The organism is Mesorhizobium sp. J428, from assembly GCF_024699925.1.
GTDB lineage: Bacteria > Pseudomonadota > Alphaproteobacteria > Rhizobiales > Rhizobiaceae > Mesorhizobium_A.
Genome location: NZ_JAJOMX010000001.1, coordinates 1,830,515 through 1,846,740 on the forward strand (window position 1 = coordinate 1,830,515; position 16,226 = coordinate 1,846,740).

Sequence of the window (16,226 nt, forward strand, 5' to 3'; positions counted from 1 at the left end):
TATGTGGTCCACCGATCGAAACCGGGACCATCCGGAAAAAAATCTATAGCGATTTTAAGAGATTGTCAGTTGGGTACGCCCAAGGGGAATCGAACCCCTGTTTGCGCCGTGAGAGGGCGCCGTCCTAACCGCTAGACGATGGGCGCATACCGAACTGGGCGGGATATATTCTGCCTCCGCGCGAAATGCAACCGTCCGGCGGGAAATCCTGGCGCGCGAAAGACGTTGCATGTTTCGCGGCTGCGGCGGCCATGTTTGGAGGTGTGCAGCCTGCAAGATTCCATGCTGCACACATGCCTCATCGCCCTGCGACAGGGCCGGTCGCGGTGCGTCGAGCCCGCGTCGCTCTAGCGTCGGGGCCTTCCGTCGATGGCCTGCTTCATATTAATGTCCAATTCCATGGAGTAGGATCAAACGGTCCCGTGCGGCGTCGCCCGCGGGAGCGAAGCCGGAATTGCCGCCCATGATCGCTCGAATGCTTGCCGTGCTGGCGTTTGCCGGCCTGACATCCACCTCCGTTGCGGCGGAGGGACCTAAATCGTTCCGTGTCGACTATTCCGTGTCGATCCTCGGGCTGAACATCGCGCGCTCGAGCTTCGAGAGCACGATCGAGCCGCGAACCTTCTCCGTTTCCGGCACCGTGGCCTCCAGCGGCATCGCGCGCATCTTCGACCAGACCGAGGGCACCGCCGAGGTGCGGGGCAATTTCGGCGACGACGGCGCGCAGGGCAACCGCTTCCTGCTCAACTACACCTCCGGCAAGAAGAAGAAGAGCACCGAGATCGCCTTCTCCAAGGGCACCGTCACCCGCGCCCTCAACACGCCCGCCCGCAAGCCCGACCCCAAGGCCTGGGTACCGGTGAAGAAGGCCGACCTCGTCTCGGTCGCCGACCCGCTGTCGGCCTCGCTGGTCAAGGCTTCCGGCCTGCGCGATGTCTGCGACCGGACGATCAAGGTGTTCGACGGAGAGATGCGTATGGACCTGAGGCTCTCCTATGTCGACACCGGCACCGCCGAGACGCGGGGCTATTCCGGCCAGACGGTCACCTGCCGCGCCCGCTTCGTGCCCATCGGCGGCTACAAGGGCGGCCACAGGTCGATCGAGTTCCTCAAGAACAAGAGCAAGATCCTGATCTCCTTCGCCCCGCTCGGCACCACTGGCGTTTACGCCCCGATCAAGGTATCGGCGACCACGGAGATCGGAACGCTGGTCGTCAACGCGCGGCGGTTCGAAGCAGTCAGCCAGTAGACCGTCCCCCGCGGACGGCGGGGAGCGGAAGTGGGCCGCGCGACACTCATCGGGTTTTCGGCCGTCGCCATGTGGGCGCTGCTGGCGCTGCTCACCAGCGCGTCCGGCGCCGTGCCGCCCTTCCTGCTCTCCGCGCTCGCCTTCTCGATCGGTGCGGCGATCGGCTTTGCCGCCCGCCTCGCCGGCCTGTCGCCGCCGGCGACCGAGCCCGTGCCCGTCGCCGTCTGGGTGATCGGCATCGCCGGCCTGTTCGGCTACCACTTCTTCTATTTCACCGCGCTGCGCGCCGCCCCGGCGGTCGAGGCGAGCCTGATCGCCTATCTCTGGCCGCTCTTCATCGTGGTCGGCTCGGCGCTGATGCCGGGCGAGCGGCTGCGCTGGTTTCACGTCGCGGGCGCGCTGCTCGGTCTCGCCGGCACGGCGCTGATCGTGACCAAGGGCGGTGCGGTCGCCTTCGAGGCGCGCTACGGCTTCGGCTATGCGATGGCGCTGGTCTGCGCCTTCGTCTGGGCGATCTATTCGCTCGCCTCGCGTCGCTTTCCGCAGGTGCCGACGTCCATCGTCACCTGGTTCTGCCTCGCCACCGCCATCCTGTCGGCGCTCTGCCACCTGGCGCTGGAAGAGACCGTCTGGCCGCAGGGCGTCGGCCAGTGGCTCGCCGTCGCCGGCCTCGGCCTGATGCCGGTGGGGGCCGCGTTCTATGCCTGGGACTACGGCGTCAAGCACGGCAACATCCAGGTACTGGGTGCCGCGAGCTACGCAGCACCCTTGCTCTCGACGCTGGTGCTGATCGCCGGCGGCGCGGCAAGGGCCGAGCCCGCGATCCTCGCCGCCTGCGTGCTAATCACGGCGGGCGCGGTGCTGGCGGCGAAGAACATGCTGTTTCCGACCAGGGGAAAAGCCGAGGAAACGAAGGCATGATGCCCTTTCCCGGCGGCGTGGAGAACATCGCGAACGGCACGCTGATCTTCAGCGTCCTGCTCGCCGTCTTCTACGGCATGATCGTGCACCGCGCTCCCTCGCTCAGGCGCACGATCGTCAAGACCGGCTCGGTCGCGCTCCTCGTCCTGCTCGCCTGGCTGCAGGGCGGGCCGCCGCTTTTGATCGCGGCACTCGCGCTCAGCGCCGTCGGCGACGCCTGCCTGGCGCAGGAGGGCGAGACGCCGTTCCTGGCCGGGCTGGCGAGCTTCCTGTGCGCCCACGTCGCCTATGTCGCGCTGTTCTGGGCCAAGGGCGGCGGCATCGCCGAAATCCTGTCCGAGCCGTCGCGCATCGTCATCGCCATGGCCCTGGTCGCGGCGGTGGCGCTGATCCTGTCGCGGCTGTGGCCCGCGCTCGAGGCGGCCATGCGCCTGCCCGTGCTGCTCTACTGCGTCGCGATCCTGGCGATGGGCATCTCGTCGCTGTCGGAACTCGGCGCCACGGTGGTGCTCGGCGCGGTGCTGTTCATGGCGTCGGATGCGATCCTGGCCGCCGGGCGCTTCCTCGTGCCGGCGGACGATCCGCGCCATGCCTGGATGCAGCCGCTGGTCTGGGTGCTCTACTACGCGGCGCAGCTGCTGCTGACGCTGAGCTTCATCGTCGCCTGATCAGACCTCGCCATAGGCGGCCGCCACAGTGTCGTAGCCGGCGCTCGCCTCGCCGCGCGGTGGCTGCGTCAGGGCGATGACGGCGGCGGCATCGGCGCGGGTGATGTTGGAGAGGAAGAGCCTGAGCTGCTCGGCATCGGCCTCCTGGCCGCGCCGCCCGGCATGCGGCTGGACCGGCCCCGTCGCCGCCTGCGCGGATTGCGGCTGCGCGCCGACGCGCGCCATCGGCACGCCGACGGCGTCCGACCTTACGTTTCCAAGCATGTGAGCCCCCTCAACGCTGGCTATGCCGCAGAGATAGCAGGCCGCGTTTGAGGTTGCGTTGCAGCATGCCGGGGAAATCGACTCAAACTTTAGCGGTCGGCGACTACGAGCCGGTCGCCGTCCGCACCAGCGCCTTGGCGTCGTCGCTCGCCCATTCGGCCGGACCGTTCATGTTGGCGATCAGGCAGCCGTCGCGGTCGACGAGCAGCGTCACCGGCAGGCCGAGCGCCAGGCCGCGCTTCTTCAGCTCGTTGAACAGCGCCAGCGTGTTCTCCCGGTAGTAGCCGAGGTTCGACACGCCGGTTTCGGCGAGGAACTTCTTTGGCTTCGTATCGTCGCCGGTATCGACATTGACGGCCACGACCTCGAAGCCGTCAGACCCCATCTCCTTCTGCAGCGCGTCGAGCGCCGGCATCTCAGCGCGGCAGGGCGCGCACCAGGTGGCCCAGAGATTGACCAGCAGCACCTTGCCCGACATCGATCCGAATGTGGTCTTCGCGCCCGACGGATCGTTGAGCGAGAGGCCGGCCAGCGACTGCGGCGGGTTTGCCGCCAGCATCGCCGCGACCTCGCCTTTGGCGGCCGCCGCGACGGTGTTGGCGCGATCGGATTTCTGTGCGCACTGGGCGATGTCCGCCTCTGCGCCGGCGGGGCGCGCGAGCCCGGCCGGTTCCTCGGGCAGATTGTTGCCAGAGGGCACCCCGCTCACGTATACCGCCACCGCGCCGGTCGCCAGACCAGCCACCGCCGCAAGGAGGACCGGGCGAAGCCCCGGAAATCCGCTCTTTCTGTCCGCCATCCGTTCTCGTCTCCGGAGCGCCGTAAACACCATGTCCGAGAAAAAGGCCAGCAATGAGATGTGGGGCGGGCGTTTCGCCTCAGGTCCGGCCGCGATCATGGAGGCGATCAACGCCTCGATCGGCTTCGACAAAAAGCTCTACGCCGAAGACATCGCCGGCTCGCTGGCGCACTCGAAAATGCTGGCGGAACAAGGCATCATCGCAAAAGCCGATCAAGAAAAGATCGCTCACGGGCTGAACACGATCCTGTCAGAGATCGAGGCCGGCACCTTCGTCTTCTCGACCAAGCTCGAAGACATCCACATGAACGTGGAATCGCGGCTTGCCGAGCTGATCGGCCCGGCGGCCGGCCGGCTGCACACCGCCCGCTCGCGCAACGACCAGGTGGCGGTGGATTTCCGCCTCTGGACGAAGAAGGAGCTGACCCGCACCGCCGAAGCCCTGAAGGGCCTGATCGCAGCCTTCCTCGACAAGGCCGAGACGCACGCCGCCACCGTCATGCCCGGCTTCACCCATCTCCAGACCGCGCAGCCGGTGACCTTCGGCCACCACTGCATGGCCTATGTCGAGATGTTCGGCCGCGACCTTTCCCGCGTGCGCGACGCGATCGAGCGGCTGGACGAGAGCCCGCTGGGCGCGGCAGCCCTTGCCGGCACCGGCTTCCCGATCGACCGCCACATGACGGCGTCGGCCCTCGGTTTCCGCGAGCCGACCCGCAATTCGATCGACAGCGTGTCCGACCGCGACTACGCGCTGGAGTTCCTGTCGGTCGCCGCCATCTGCGCAACTCATCTGTCGCGGCTGGCGGAGGAGATCGTCATCTGGTCGACGCCGCAATTCGCCTTCGTGCGCCTGTCGGACCAGTTCTCCACCGGCTCCTCGATCATGCCGCAGAAGAAGAACCCGGATGCGGCCGAGCTGGTGCGCGCCAAGACCGGCCGCATCAACGGCCACCTGATCGGCCTCTTGACCGTGATGAAGGGCCTGCCGCTCGCCTATTCGAAGGACATGCAGGAGGACAAGGAGGCCGTCTTCGACGCCGCCGAGACGCTCGACCTGATGATCTCGGCGATGACCGGCATGGTCGGCGACATGACGATCAACACCGAGGCGATGAAGCGCGCCGCCGGCTCCGGCTTCTCCACTGCCACCGACCTCGCCGACTGGCTGGTGCGCGAAGCGGGCCTGCCGTTCCGCGAGGCGCACCACGTCACCGGCCGCGCCGTCGCCATGGCCGAGGCCCAGAAGAAGGGCCTCGAAAAATTGTCGATCGAGGACCTCCGCTCGCTGAACCCCGCCATCACCGAGGACGTCTATTCCGTCCTGTCGGTGAACAACTCGGTGAAGAGCCGCAAGTCCTTCGGCGGCACCGCGCCCGCCGAAGTGAAGCGCCAGATCAGATACTGGAGGAAGCGGCTGGCGAAGGCTTAGTACCCGACGGCCATAAGATCGGCCGCCGGCGCTGCCCCTCATCGCCCTGCCGGGCACTTCTCCCCGTGAACAACGGGGAGAAGGACGCAGTTCGAACGTCGAGCGCCACCCTCCGCGATCCCCTCTCCCCGTTGTTCACGGGGAGAGGGTAAGGGTGAGGGGCAACGCGGACAGCGCAAGAGCGACGCCATCAGCCAGCCTCACGCTGCCTCGCTCACCCTCACTTCCCCGCCATTCAAAAACACCGCCTTGTCGAACAGCCCGAGATCCAGCGGGTTCGGCAGGCGCACGTCGGTCCAGTCCGGCACCGGCTTGCGCGCCGGGTCGTAGGCCCGGTCGATCTGCGAGATGAAGACGAGGACGACGCCGCGACCGGTTGCGAACGCTTTCAGCCGGCGCACCTGCGTCGCGAGGTCGGGATTGTCCCGCTTTTGGTCGAGCAGCTGCAGGTAGTCGATCACGGCGAGCGTGCCGCGCGGCGCCTCGGCAAGCGCCTTCATCACGTGATCCGCGCTGATTGCGTCCGACAGGTCGACCTCGAAGCGCCCCTCCAGGCCAGACGGCTCCGCGCCGATCGCCCGCAGCCGGTCGAGCACGTCTCTCATCGTATATTCGAGCGTGAAGAACACGCTCCTGTGCCCCGCCTTCGCCGCTTCGACGGCAAGTTCCAGGCTGAACAGCGTCTTGCCTTGGCCCGGCCGGGCGCCGACCAGCACGAGATCGCCGGGACTGAGCCGCGCATGCAGATCGCGGGCCGACGTCGACCCTGCGTGCCGCGCGGCGAGCAGGCTCCAGCTTGTGAAGCCTTCCTCGCGGGCGACGCCGTCGAGCGCGGCGTGCAGCGGCACCCTGGCCGAGCGGGCGGCGAGCTTCGCCTTGCGCTTGAGATGGGGAATGGATGCGGTGAGTTTCATCGAATGCCTCCTGATGCGGGCGGTCTTCGCAATCCCTCCTCATGCGTAGCGCCCGAACAGCAGGTTCGACGATCAGATATGCCCCGCATGAAAATGCTTCCCCGTCGGAGGGAGGAGGCTCGGGCCGAGCCGAATCGGATGATAGGCGAATTGCCGCCGGCATGAAACATCGACGGCATGTGCACATGAGGGTGCAATTAACTGCAATCTCGGTTATGAGCATTTCACATCTCGTTCGGACCCGCTCCATGACCACATCCCGCCTGATCCTCTCCACGGTGCTGATCCTCGCCGTCGTCGGCGTGTCGGCCTGCGGCCGTCGCGCGCCGCTCGACCGGCCGGTCGACGTCCGGCACGAGCAGGAGAAGGAAGCGGCGCGGAAGGCGGGCCGCCCGGAGCCGCAGAAACCGTCGACCGAGACGCCCGAGCGGCCGTTCATCCTCGACGGCCTGATCGACTGACCCTTTCGCCGGGACCATTTCCGTGAACCATTTCGAGTATCGCGACGGCGTCCTCCACGCCGAGGACGTGCCTCTGCCCGAGATCGCGGCAGCCGTCGGCACGCCGTTCTACTGCTATTCCACCGCCACGCTGACCCGGCATTTCCGCGTCTTCAGCCAAGCCTTCGCCAGCCTCGACGCGCTGGTCTGCTACGCGATGAAGGCCAACTCCAACCAGGCGGTGCTGAAGACGCTGGCCAAGCTCGGCTCCGGCGCCGATGTCGTGTCGGAAGGCGAGCTGCGCCGCGCGCTTGCCGCCGGCATCCCGGCCTCGAAGATCATGTTCTCCGGCGTCGGCAAGACCGCCCGCGAGATGGACTTTGCCCTTTCCGCCGGCATCCACTGCTTCAACGTCGAATCCGAGCCCGAGCTGGAGCTGCTCTCCGCGCGCGCGGTCGCCGCCGGCAAGGTGGCGCCCGTCTCGGTGCGCATCAATCCCGACGTGGATGCCAAGACGCATCGCAAGATCGCGACCGGCAAGGCCGAGAACAAGTTCGGCATTCCGTGGCAGCGCGCCCGCGAGGTCTACGCCCGCGTCCGCGACCTGCCCGGCGTGCGCGCCGCCGGCATCGACATGCATATCGGCTCGCAGATCACCGAGCTGAAGCCCTTCGACGACGCCTTCGCGCTGCTGGCCGAGCTCGTCGGCACGCTCCGCGCGGACGGCCACGACATCGCCCATGTCGATCTCGGCGGCGGGCTGGGCGTACCCTACCGCTTCGACAACGACCCCCCGCCGCTGCCCGACGCCTATGCCGACATCGTGCGCAAGCATGTAACCAAGCTTGGCGTGAAGGTGATCTTCGAGCCCGGCCGGCTCATCGTCGCCAATGCCGGCATCCTCGTCTCCGAGGTGATCTACCTCAAGGAAGGCGACGCGAAGAACTTCCTCATCGTCGACGCCGCGATGAACGACCTCATCCGCCCGACACTCTACGATGCCTACCACGACATCCGCCCGGTGGTGGAGCAGCCGGCCGAAGCGCCGCGGCTCACCGTCGATGTCGTCGGCCCGGTCTGCGAGACGGGCGATTATCTCGGCCACGACCGCAACCTGCCGCGCCTTGCAGCCGGAGACCTCATCGCCGTGGGCACGGCGGGCGCCTATGGTGCGGTACAGGCGAGCACCTACAACACCCGCCTGCTCGTGCCCGAAGTGCTGGTCGACGGCGACCGCTTCCACATCGTGCGCCCGCGCCAGACCTACGAGGACCTGATCGGCCAGGACAGCTTGCCGGACTGGCTCTGACCCGGACGGCCCGCATTCACGTTTTGGTGGGCTGCCTCGCCTTTGCCGCGTTTGCTGTTATCTTCATACATGAGTCTGCGCGGCTGACGCGCCGGGCTTCCTGGAGATGATGCGGCCGATGGCGGGCAGCAAGGCGCGAGACGATCGACCCGAAGCGAATGCCGGCATGCTCGGCCGCCTCGCCCGCACGCGCATGTGGACGACGGCGTCGATGGCGCTCGAGCGCTTCTGGCCGCTGGTCCTGCCGCTCCTCGTCGTCGCCAGCCTGTTCCTGAGCCTGTCCTGGTTCGGCGTCTTCCGCCTGATGCCGGACTGGCTACGGATCGGCACGGCGGCCGTCTTCGGTCTCGCCGCGCTGGCCGCCCTCTATCCGCTGCGCTTCTTCCGCTGGCCGGAGCGCGCCTCGGTCGACCGCCGCATCGAGCGCGCCAACGAGCTGGAGCATACGCCCGTCCTCGTCCAGGCCGACAGGCTGACCGGCTCGTCCGACGGCTTCGCCGAGGCGCTGTGGCGCGAGCACCAGAAGCGCATGGCCGCGAAGCTCGGCCATCTGTCGAGCGACCTGCCCCGCACCGGCGTGCCGGAGCGCGATCCATGGGGCCTGCGCGCCGTCGCACTGCTTCTCCTGGTGACGGCCTTCGCCTTCTCGGCCGGCCCGTTCGGCGGCCGGATCTCGGACGCCTTCCATGCCGCGCCCGGCGCACCGCCGGTCCCGCCGCGCATCGATGCCTGGGTGACGCCGCCGCCCTATACCGGCAAGCCGCCGATCTTCCTCACCGCCGACGCCAACCGCCAGACGGACCTGTTCGAGGCGCCGGAAGGCAGCGACCTCACGTTGCGCGTGACCGGCGGCAGCGGCGAGGAGACCTTGAGCTACTCGCCGCTCGACGGCGACACGCTCGACATCGCCCCGCAGGGCGAGGCGGCGTCGCCGCAGGCGCAGCGGGCCGGCGTGCGGCAGTTCGCCGGCAAGCTGACGACGGACGGCCTGCTGATGCTGAAGTCCGGCGACACCGAGATCGGCAGCTGGGCGTTCCAGATCAAGCCGGACACAGCGCCGGCCATCTCCTTCATCGGCGAGCCCAAGCGGGCGCTGAACGGCACGCTGGAGCTCGCCTACCAGATCCAGGACGACTACGGCGCGGTGTCCGGCAAGGCCGGCTTCGAAATGCTGGAGCCGCAGGCGCCCGACGCCCGGCCGCTCTACGGCGAGCCGGAGATGCCGCTCGCCTTGCCCCGCAAGGGCGCGAAGGACGGCGCCGCCAAGACATCCCGCGACCTCACCGAACATGTCTGGGCAGGCGTCCCGGTGCGGGTGAAGCTCACCGCCACCGACGCCTCCGGACAGGTCGCGATGAGCGAGGAGAAGGAGTTCCGCATGCCGGAGCGCCCCTTCACCAATCCGCTCGCCCGGGCGCTGGTGGAGCAGCGGCGCGTGCTCGCGCTCGACGCCAACCGCAGGGACCGCGTTCTCGACCTGATGGAGGGCGTGATGCTGCGCCCGGACGAGACGATCACCAACCCGTCCCACTGGCTCGCCCTGAACAGCGTCTTCTCCCGCCTGAAGCAGGCAAGGACCGACGACGACCTGCGTGGCGTCGCCGACTATCTCTGGCAGATCGCGCTCGCGGTCGAGGACGGCGACCTGTCCGCCGCCGAGCGCCGGCTGCGCCAGGCGCAGGAGGCGCTGAAGAACGCGCTGGAGAACAATGCCAGCGACGAGGAGATCGAGAAGCTGATGAACGAACTGCGCGCGGCGATGCAGGACTTCCTGCGCGAATTCGCCGAGCGCGCCCAGCGCGACCCGAACATGGCGCAGCAGATGCCGCAGAACGGCCAGGAGCTGCGCCAGAGCGACCTCGAGAAGCTGATGGACCAGATCGAGGAACTCGCCAAATCAGGCGCGAAGGATCAGGCGCGAGATCTCCTGTCGCAGCTGCAGGACATGATGAACAACCTGCAGGCCGGCCGCCAGCAAAGGCAGCAGGGTCAGGGCCAGCAGAGCGAGATGCGCCAGCAGATGGACAAGCTCGGCGAGCTGATGCGGCGCCAGCAGGAAATGATGAACGAGACCCACCGCCTCGACCAGATGCAGCGCGGCCAGCGCCAGCGCGGTCAGGATCGCGGCGAGCAGCAGGGCCAGGAAGGTCAGCAGGGCGAACAGCAGCAGGGCCAGGGCGGCCAGATGTCGCCCGAGGAGCTGGCCGAGGCGCTGCGGCAGATGCAACAGGGCCAAGGCCAGCTGCGCGGCGATCTCGGCGAAATCCTCAAGGGCCTCGAAGGCATGGGCATCCAGCCCGGCGAAGGCTTCGGCGAGGCCGGCGAGGCGATGGACGGCGCCGGCCAGGCGCTGGGCGAGGCGCAAGGCGAGCAGGCCGTGGGCGAACAGGGCCGCGCGCTGGAGGCGCTGCGCAAGGGCGCGCAGGACATGATGCAGCAGATGCAGCAGGCCATGCAGGGCGAACAGGGCGGCAGCGAGGAAGGCGGCCGCCAGCAAAGCTCGGACCGCGACCCGCTCGGCCGGCCGCGCGCCACCACCGGCCCGGATTTCGGCGATACGGTGAAGGTGCCCGACGAGATCGACGTGCAGCGCGCCCGCGAGATCCTCGACGCCATCCGCAAGCGGCTGGGCAACGCCCTCAGCCCCGAGATCGAGCGCGACTACCTCGAGCGCCTGCTGCAGATGCGGTAGAAATCAGGCCCTGACCCGCGCCAGGTTCTTTGCCACCACGTCGCGGATCGAGGCGAGCGTGAACGGCTTGAGCAGCACGTCCACCACCACGCCTTCCAGCTCCGCCGCGCGCTCGCGCTGGTCGGCATAGCCGGTCACCAGCATGATCTTGATGTCGGGGAAGCGCGCCGCGGCTTTGTGCGACATTTCGATCCCGTCCAGCACCGGCATGCGGATGTCCGACACGACGAGGTCGTAGTCGCCGCCCGCCTGGACGATCCTCGCCAGCCCCTCCTCGCCGTCGCAGGCCACCTCGACCTGATGGCCTTCGCGCTGCAGGGCGCGGGCCGCCAGCTGGCGCACCGATTCGTCGTCTTCCACCACCAGAAGCCGTGCCATCAGGCCTCTCCCTTGACGATGCCGACAAAGGGCAGTTCGCGGAAGGCGTGCGCCACGTCCATGCCGTAGCCCACCACGAAATGATCGGGGCAATCGAAGCCGACATAATCCGCGTCGAGCTTGATCTGCCGGCGCATCCGCTTGTCCAGCAATACGGCGATCGAGCAGCTCTTCGCGCCGCGCTCGAGCATCAGCTTGCGGGCGAACGACAGCGTCTTGCCTGATTCGAGGATGTCGTCGATCAAAAGCACGTCGCGGCCAGACACGTCGTTGTCGATGTCGCGCAGCACGCGCACCTCGCCGCTGGTGGTGCCGGCGCCGTAGCTGGAGATGAAGATGAACTCGACCTCGGGCGCCAGGCCGACATCGTGCATGGCGCGGATCAGGTCGGCCGCGAAGATGAAGGAGCCCTTGAGTACGGAAATGACCAGCAGGTCCTGATACTCATGGGCAGCGATGTCCTTGGCGAGCTCCAGATTGCGCCGGGCGATCGCCGATGCGCTGAACAGGACTTCGATCTCCTTGCCGCGAACGATTGGCATCAGTTCAGTCCTTCCTTGTCGAGCGTCACGGTCACCGAGCGCACGCCCGCTTCCGGCGCGTCGAGGCGGCTGGAAAAGCGCCGCGATTCGCCGGACGCCATCCGGCCGGCGCCGGTGGTCAACCTGTAACGCGTGACCAGCCCGTCCTGCGCGGTCACGTTGATCATGAGGTCCGGCGAAACGACGCCGTCGACCGCTGTATTGCGCACTTCGCCGTCGATGAACAGACGTGGGCCGGTCGCGGTGTCGGCAACGCGCGAGGTGAGGCCGGCGATCCGGACCGTCTCCGCCTCGCCGCGCATCAGCGGCAGGTGACGTGACAGCGTATGCCCGCCGGACATCCAGAAGGCGGCCGCCGCCGCGACGCAGCCGGTGGCCCAGAAGCCAATCCCGGCCCGGCGCGAGCCACCCCCTGCGTGGCCTTCGCCGTCAGCACATCCATGCCGGCGGGCGGCTGGATCGGGCGGACGGTCGGAGTATCGGGCGCGGCGAATGCCGAGACAGCAGGACTGCGCGGAATGGTCACGAACTCGGCGTCCACCACGTCCGCGCCGGCCACGGTCTGGGTCTGCGCGTCCCGAGGCGCATCGCCAGCCATGATTTCGCCGGAGAGCGGCGGCATGTTCGCGGTGTCGCCCATTCGGCGCGGCCATCCTCTTCGGTTTGCCTGTCCCGGACCTTGGTCCGGCGCATACTGCGAAATGGTTAATGCTTCGCAACCATTCGCATTCCGGGGCGGGAATTTAACCCCGCATTAACCATGCGGGACGAATGGTCGGAGCGGTTGCTTCGCCGCAGTTTGTCCGGGAACGAGCCTTGATCCGTTTCGAGAATGTCGGCCTGCGCTATGGAATGGGACCGGAGATCCTCCGCGACATCACGTTCCATATCCCGCCGAAGTCGTTCCAGTTCCTCAGCGGTCCCTCCGGCGCGGGGAAGACCACCTTGCTGCGCCTGCTGTTCATGTCGCTGAAGCCGACGCGCGGGCTCATCACCGTCTTCGGCAAGGACCGCGCCGGCATCGCCCAGCGCGACCTGCCCGCGCTGCGCCGGCGCATCGGCATCGTCTTCCAGGATTTCCGCCTGCTCGACCACATGACGACCTATGAGAACGTCGCGCTGCCGCTGCGCGTGCGCGGCAAGGAGGAGATGTCCTACCGCAGCGACGTCATCGAGCTGCTCAAATGGGTCGGGCTCGGCGAGCGCATGCATGTGCTGCCGCCCGTGCTCTCCGGCGGCGAAAAGCAGCGCGCCGCGATCGCCCGCGCGCTGATCGAGCAGCCGGAGATGCTGCTCGCCGACGAGCCGACCGGCAATGTCGATCCGCCGCTCGCCCGCCGCCTGCTGCGCCTCTTCATCGAGCTCAACCGCTCCGGCACCGCCGTCGTCATCGCCACCCACGACCTGGCGCTGATGGACCAGGTCGACGCCCGGCGGATGATCCTCGCCAACGGACGGCTGGACATCCATGACTGATCCCGTCGCCGTGAAGGTCGCCCAGGCCAGGCCGGAAGCCGCGCCGCGCAAGATGCAGCCGATCGTGCCGGCCGGCACCGTCGCCGGCAACGCGCTGGTTCTGGTCATCGCGATCATGACCTTCCTGTCCTGCCTCACGCTCGGCGCCGTCACGCTTGTGCGCGACACCGCCTCGATGTGGCAGAGCCAGATCTCGCGGGAGGCGACGATCCAGGTCAAGCCGGCCGATGGGCTGGACATGGAGGCCGCGCTCGTGACCGTGCAGGAGATCGTCCGCGAATTTCCGGGCGTGCGGGAGGCCCGCATCGTCGACCGCGAGGCGACGGCCCGCCTTTTGTCGCCCTGGCTCGACGAAGGGCTCGATCTCGACGAGCTGCCGGTGCCGCGGCTGGTGATCGTGACCATCGACGAGAGCGCGCCGCCCGATTTCGCCGCGATCCGCGCCGCGCTCGCCCAGGAGGTGCCCGCCGCCAAGCTCGACGACCACCGCACCTGGATCGACCGGCTCATCTCGATGGCGCGCACCACCGTCGCCATCGGCATCGCGACGCTGGGGCTGATCCTCGCCGCCACCGTGCTGACCGTCGTCTTCGCCACCCGCGGCGCCATGGCCGGCAACGGCCAGATCATCGAGGTGCTGCATTTCGTCGGCGCGGAGGCGAGCTTCATCGCCAGCGAGTTCCGCCGCCATTTCCTGCTGATCGGCGCCAAGGGCGCGGCCGCCGGCGGCTTGGCGGCGATCCTGGTCTTCATCGCCTTCGGCTGGTGGTCCTCCCGCAACATGGCGACGCCGGAGGCCGACCAGGCCGCTGCCCTGTTCGGCAATTTCGCCATCGGCCTCGCCGGCTATCTCGGCGTCGCCGTCATCGTCGGACTGGTCGCCGTGCTCACCGCCGCCACTTCCCAGGTCACGGTCGTGTCCTATCTGCATGACATAGACGTGCCCGGACGGAGCGAGATGTGACAATATCCGTTTCGCCACATTCTGCTGGTTCCGGCTGTTCAAGGACGGCTTTCGGGATTAACCATGGAAGCGCAATGAAGGGGCATTCCGAACAGGGCCCGCACGCCGCCATCGTGACGAAGAGCGCGCGGCGCGGCCCATGGTTTTTTGTGCGCTGGCTCGCGGCCGGCACGTTCGGCTTGTGCCTGCTTTTCCTGCTCGGCTTCGCCACCTTCGCCAGCCATATCGGCAGCCTCACGGCCCCCAGTAACGTGCGCGCCGCCGACGCCATCATCGTCGTGACCGGCGGACAGTCGCGCATCGACGCCGCGGTCGACCTGCTCAGGAGCGGCAAGGGCAAGCGGCTGCTGATCAGCGGCGTCAACCCGATGGCGAAGCGCGAAGACCTGCGCGCGGCCACCGGCGGCGACCGCGGCCTGTTCGCCTGCTGCGTCGACATCGACCACGCCGCGCTCGACACGATCGGCAACGCCGAGGAAAGCGCCAAATGGGTGCGCGGCCACGCCTATGGCAGCGTCATCCTCGTCACCAACAACTACCACATGCCACGCACCATGCTGGAAATGCGCCGGCTACTCGACCACGAGGACCTGCAGCCCTATCCGGTGGTGAACACCCGCCTCGACGGCGGCGGCTGGCTGACAAAGCCCAAGGCGCTGCGCGTCCTGTTCACCGAATACACCAAATACCTCGCCGCCCTGGCGCGCGGCGCCTTCCCCGCCCCCGCCACGCATGGCGACGTCGAGATGGTCAACGCGCGGACCGCGAACTGAGCCCGCATCATTGCGTTTTCCGCCGGCTGGTGTAACCACGGCCGGGTTCTTCCGGGCAGGCCAAATGACCGTCATCCGCTCCGTCGTTTTCAACGCCGCGTTCTATCTGAACCTGATCGTCCAGATGATCCTGTGGACGCCGATCTACTTCCTGTCGCCGCGCAAGTTCGCCTGGTTCGTGCCGCGGTTCTGGTCGCGCTCCAGCCTGTGGCTGCAACGCTGGCTCGCCGGCACGAAGTCGCATATCACCGGCACGGAGAACCTGCCCGAGGGGCCGTTCATCCTCGCGCCGAAGCACCAGTCCTTCTGGGACACGATCGCCTTCTTCCCCTATCTCGACGACCCGCTCTACATCCTCAAGCGCGAGCTGACCTGGATCCCCTTCTTCGGCTGGTACATCCAGAAGATGCGGATGATCCCGGTCGACCGCGGCAAGCGCTCGGTCGCACTGAAGGCGGTCATCGCCGCCACCAACAAGGAAATGGCGCGCAACCCGCGCCAGCTCATCATCTATCCGGAAGGCACCCGCCGGCCGCCCGGCGACGTGCCGGACTACAAGCACGGCATCGTCGAGCTCTATGCCGGGTTGAACCTGCCCGTCGTGCCCGTGGCGCATATGGCGGGCCTCTACTGGCCGAGGCGCAAGTTCCTGCGCCACTCCGGCACGATCGTCGCCCGTTTCCTGCCACCGATCCCGGCGGGCCTCTCGAAGGCCGAGTTTCGCCGCCGGCTGATCAGCGAGACCGAGGCTGCCTGCGACGCGATCCTGGTCGAGACCGCGACCGGCCCGAACCCGCCGCCGCTGCCGCCCACCGCGCAGCGCCGGCTGCAGGAGCTCGGCGTCGCCCTTCCCGCTCAGGGCTGAGGCGGAACCAGCCGCTCCGCCACGCCGTCCAGCCAGTGGTCACGGATACCGAGCGCCTTGAGATGCGCGACGGTGTTGAGCACATATTCCTCGTTTGCCCCCGACAGGCCGACCGCGCCCGACACGCGCCGCGCCGCCTCGTCCACGTCCAGCGCGCCTGCATACTGCTCGTGCGCGCGATCCACGATATAGGTCAGCGCCGGCACGGTCCCGCCGCCGTCGAGCCGCACCGGCAGCAGCCGCTCCAGATAGACCAGCGTCACCAGCTCGCGCGCGCGCAGATAGCCCACCACCTCGTCCCGCAGGTCGCCGGGCACGCGAAAGGCGAGCCCGAGGCAGGAACCGCCGCGGTCAAGCCCCAGCACGAGGCCGGGCCGCTCCGGCGTGCCCCGGTGGACATGCGAGGTGACGCAGAGCGCTCGGCGATAGCCGTGCAGCCGCGCCCGCTGCGTCTCCACATGCGCGAAGCCGGGCCGCCACATCAGCGACCCGTAGCCAAACACCCAAAAATCGCCCATATCGCCTGACCGGATCGTTTGA

19 protein-coding genes and 1 tRNA gene are annotated in these 16,226 nt (G+C 67.9%); 11 read left to right on the forward strand and 9 right to left on the reverse strand.

Features of this window, described 5'->3' with window-relative positions; all coding sequences use genetic code 11:
• Window positions 1-74 precede the first annotated feature (74 nt).
• Window positions 75-146 (reverse strand) — tRNA-Glu (locus LRS09_RS09130).
• Between the two features lie 317 nt (window positions 147-463).
• Here LRS09_RS09130 and LRS09_RS09135 point away from each other — a divergent pair.
• The 3 genes from LRS09_RS09135 to LRS09_RS09145 are packed head-to-tail and all read left to right on the forward strand — an operon-like array spanning window position 464 to window position 2,838.
• Entirely contained in the window at window positions 464-1,249 is a 786-nt protein-coding gene (locus LRS09_RS09135) for a DUF3108 domain-containing protein (protein ID WP_257805436.1), read from the forward strand.
• 30 nt (window positions 1,250-1,279) lie between these two features.
• Complete coding sequence (locus LRS09_RS09140) at window positions 1,280-2,170, forward strand: DMT family transporter (protein ID WP_257805437.1); 891 nt, start codon at window positions 1,280-1,282, stop codon at window positions 2,168-2,170.
• On the forward strand, window positions 2,167-2,838 hold the full coding sequence (locus LRS09_RS09145; protein ID WP_257805438.1) for a lysoplasmalogenase: 672 nt from the start codon (window positions 2,167-2,169) through the stop codon (window positions 2,836-2,838). Before LRS09_RS09140 ends, LRS09_RS09145 begins: the two co-directional genes overlap by 4 nt.
• On the opposite strand, the gene LRS09_RS09150 is transcribed toward LRS09_RS09145, so the two are convergent.
• Both LRS09_RS09150 and LRS09_RS09155 read right to left on the reverse strand, forming a co-directional pair.
• The gene (locus LRS09_RS09150) at window positions 2,839-3,102 is read right to left on the reverse strand and encodes a hypothetical protein (protein ID WP_257805439.1); all 264 of its coding nucleotides are present in this window, start codon (window positions 3,100-3,102) and stop codon (window positions 2,839-2,841) included. It abuts the gene before it with no gap.
• A gap of 103 nt (window positions 3,103-3,205) precedes the next feature.
• A complete protein-coding gene (locus tag LRS09_RS09155) occupies window positions 3,206-3,901 on the reverse strand; it encodes a TlpA disulfide reductase family protein (RefSeq protein ID WP_257805440.1) in 696 nt (231 codons plus the stop codon).
• Between the two features lie 31 nt (window positions 3,902-3,932).
• Between LRS09_RS09155 and argH the strand changes: the two genes are divergently transcribed.
• On the forward strand, window positions 3,933-5,333 hold the full coding sequence (gene argH, locus LRS09_RS09160) for an argininosuccinate lyase (protein WP_257805441.1): 1,401 nt from the start codon (window positions 3,933-3,935) through the stop codon (window positions 5,331-5,333).
• A 200-nt stretch (window positions 5,334-5,533) separates the two neighbouring features.
• Here argH and LRS09_RS09165 read toward each other — a convergent pair whose 3' ends face one another.
• Window positions 5,534-6,247: a DNA helicase gene (locus LRS09_RS09165; protein WP_257805442.1), complete on the reverse strand. Its 714-nt coding sequence runs from the start codon at window positions 6,245-6,247 to the stop codon at window positions 5,534-5,536.
• A 248-nt stretch (window positions 6,248-6,495) separates the two neighbouring features.
• On the opposite strand from LRS09_RS09165, the gene LRS09_RS09170 reads away from it, so the two are divergent.
• From LRS09_RS09170 to LRS09_RS09180, 3 genes are all read left to right on the forward strand, one after another.
• Entirely contained in the window at window positions 6,496-6,708 is a 213-nt protein-coding gene (locus LRS09_RS09170) for a lipoprotein (RefSeq protein ID WP_257805443.1), read from the forward strand.
• A 22-nt stretch (window positions 6,709-6,730) separates the two neighbouring features.
• On the forward strand, window positions 6,731-7,996 hold the full coding sequence (gene lysA / locus LRS09_RS09175) for a diaminopimelate decarboxylase (RefSeq protein ID WP_257805444.1): 1,266 nt from the start codon (window positions 6,731-6,733) through the stop codon (window positions 7,994-7,996).
• Window positions 7,997-8,114: 118 nt separating this feature from the next.
• A complete protein-coding gene (locus tag LRS09_RS09180) occupies window positions 8,115-10,688 on the forward strand; it encodes a TIGR02302 family protein (RefSeq protein WP_257805445.1) in 2,574 nt (857 codons plus the stop codon).
• A 3-nt stretch (window positions 10,689-10,691) separates the two neighbouring features.
• Here LRS09_RS09180 and LRS09_RS09185 read toward each other — a convergent pair whose 3' ends face one another.
• Genes LRS09_RS09185 through LRS09_RS09200 form a run of 4 tightly spaced genes read right to left on the reverse strand, consistent with a single transcriptional unit; the run spans window position 10,692 to window position 12,248 of the window.
• A complete protein-coding gene (locus LRS09_RS09185) occupies window positions 10,692-11,066 on the reverse strand; it encodes a response regulator (RefSeq protein WP_257805446.1) in 375 nt (124 codons plus the stop codon).
• Window positions 11,066-11,608 (reverse strand): hypoxanthine phosphoribosyltransferase, encoded by a 543-nt coding sequence (hpt, locus tag LRS09_RS09190; protein ID WP_257805447.1) that lies wholly within the window; start codon window positions 11,606-11,608, stop codon window positions 11,066-11,068. The genes LRS09_RS09185 and hpt overlap by 1 nt, the downstream gene beginning before the upstream one ends.
• Complete coding sequence (locus tag LRS09_RS09195; RefSeq protein ID WP_257805448.1) at window positions 11,608-11,949, reverse strand: hypothetical protein; 342 nt, start codon at window positions 11,947-11,949, stop codon at window positions 11,608-11,610. The genes hpt and LRS09_RS09195 overlap by 1 nt, the downstream gene beginning before the upstream one ends.
• Complete coding sequence (locus tag LRS09_RS09200) at window positions 11,910-12,248, reverse strand: hypothetical protein (protein ID WP_257805449.1); 339 nt, start codon at window positions 12,246-12,248, stop codon at window positions 11,910-11,912. Before LRS09_RS09200 ends, LRS09_RS09195 begins: the two co-directional genes overlap by 40 nt.
• Before the next feature lie 176 nt (window positions 12,249-12,424).
• Between LRS09_RS09200 and ftsE the strand changes: the two genes are divergently transcribed.
• The 4 genes from ftsE to LRS09_RS09220 all read left to right on the forward strand — a co-directional run bounded on the left by ftsE (window position 12,425) and on the right by LRS09_RS09220 (window position 15,686).
• A complete protein-coding gene (ftsE, locus tag LRS09_RS09205; RefSeq protein ID WP_257805450.1) occupies window positions 12,425-13,084 on the forward strand; it encodes a cell division ATP-binding protein FtsE in 660 nt (219 codons plus the stop codon).
• On the forward strand, window positions 13,077-14,048 hold the full coding sequence (locus LRS09_RS09210; RefSeq protein ID WP_257805451.1) for an ABC transporter permease: 972 nt from the start codon (window positions 13,077-13,079) through the stop codon (window positions 14,046-14,048). The genes ftsE and LRS09_RS09210 overlap by 8 nt, the downstream gene beginning before the upstream one ends.
• 74 nt (window positions 14,049-14,122) lie before the next feature.
• Window positions 14,123-14,821 carry a YdcF family protein gene (locus LRS09_RS09215; RefSeq protein ID WP_257805452.1) on the forward strand — a complete coding sequence of 233 codons (699 nt, stop codon included), beginning with the start codon at window positions 14,123-14,125 and terminating at the stop codon, window positions 14,819-14,821.
• A 64-nt stretch (window positions 14,822-14,885) separates the two neighbouring features.
• A complete protein-coding gene (locus tag LRS09_RS09220; RefSeq protein WP_257805453.1) occupies window positions 14,886-15,686 on the forward strand; it encodes a 1-acyl-sn-glycerol-3-phosphate acyltransferase in 801 nt (266 codons plus the stop codon).
• Here LRS09_RS09220 and LRS09_RS09225 read toward each other — a convergent pair.
• The gene (locus LRS09_RS09225; protein ID WP_257810161.1) at window positions 15,677-16,204 is read right to left on the reverse strand and encodes a gamma-glutamylcyclotransferase; all 528 of its coding nucleotides are present in this window, start codon (window positions 16,202-16,204) and stop codon (window positions 15,677-15,679) included. The two genes, LRS09_RS09220 and LRS09_RS09225, sit on opposite strands and share 10 nt — an antisense overlap.
• Window positions 16,205-16,226 lie beyond the last annotated feature (22 nt).

What these genes read in the sequence shown, in the direction of transcription:
- LRS09_RS09180 (WP_257805445.1), top strand. Translation starts at nt 8,115, where the DNA reads ATGGCGGGCAGCAAGGCGCGAGACGATCGACCCGAAGCGAATGCCGGC.
- LRS09_RS09155 (WP_257805440.1), bottom strand. Translation starts at nt 3,901, where the DNA reads ATGGCGGACAGAAAGAGCGGATTTCCGGGGCTTCGCCCGGTCCTCCTT.
- LRS09_RS09220 (WP_257805453.1), top strand. Translation starts at nt 14,886, where the DNA reads ATGACCGTCATCCGCTCCGTCGTTTTCAACGCCGCGTTCTATCTGAAC.
- LRS09_RS09200 (WP_257805449.1), bottom strand. Translation starts at nt 12,248, where the DNA reads ATGGGCGACACCGCGAACATGCCGCCGCTCTCCGGCGAAATCATGGCT.
- argH (WP_257805441.1), top strand. Translation starts at nt 3,933, where the DNA reads ATGTCCGAGAAAAAGGCCAGCAATGAGATGTGGGGCGGGCGTTTCGCC.
- hpt (WP_257805447.1), bottom strand. Translation starts at nt 11,608, where the DNA reads ATGCCAATCGTTCGCGGCAAGGAGATCGAAGTCCTGTTCAGCGCATCG.
- LRS09_RS09135 (WP_257805436.1), top strand. Translation starts at nt 464, where the DNA reads ATGATCGCTCGAATGCTTGCCGTGCTGGCGTTTGCCGGCCTGACATCC.
- LRS09_RS09185 (WP_257805446.1), bottom strand. Translation starts at nt 11,066, where the DNA reads ATGGCACGGCTTCTGGTGGTGGAAGACGACGAATCGGTGCGCCAGCTG.
- LRS09_RS09210 (WP_257805451.1), top strand. Translation starts at nt 13,077, where the DNA reads ATGACTGATCCCGTCGCCGTGAAGGTCGCCCAGGCCAGGCCGGAAGCC.
- LRS09_RS09165 (WP_257805442.1), bottom strand. Translation starts at nt 6,247, where the DNA reads ATGAAACTCACCGCATCCATTCCCCATCTCAAGCGCAAGGCGAAGCTC.
- LRS09_RS09145 (WP_257805438.1), top strand. Translation starts at nt 2,167, where the DNA reads ATGATGCCCTTTCCCGGCGGCGTGGAGAACATCGCGAACGGCACGCTG.
- LRS09_RS09195 (WP_257805448.1), bottom strand. Translation starts at nt 11,949, where the DNA reads ATGTCCGGCGGGCATACGCTGTCACGTCACCTGCCGCTGATGCGCGGC.
- LRS09_RS09170 (WP_257805443.1), top strand. Translation starts at nt 6,496, where the DNA reads ATGACCACATCCCGCCTGATCCTCTCCACGGTGCTGATCCTCGCCGTC.
- LRS09_RS09150 (WP_257805439.1), bottom strand. Translation starts at nt 3,102, where the DNA reads ATGCTTGGAAACGTAAGGTCGGACGCCGTCGGCGTGCCGATGGCGCGC.
- LRS09_RS09225 (WP_257810161.1), bottom strand. Translation starts at nt 16,204, where the DNA reads ATGGGCGATTTTTGGGTGTTTGGCTACGGGTCGCTGATGTGGCGGCCC.
- LRS09_RS09215 (WP_257805452.1), top strand. Translation starts at nt 14,123, where the DNA reads ATGAAGGGGCATTCCGAACAGGGCCCGCACGCCGCCATCGTGACGAAG.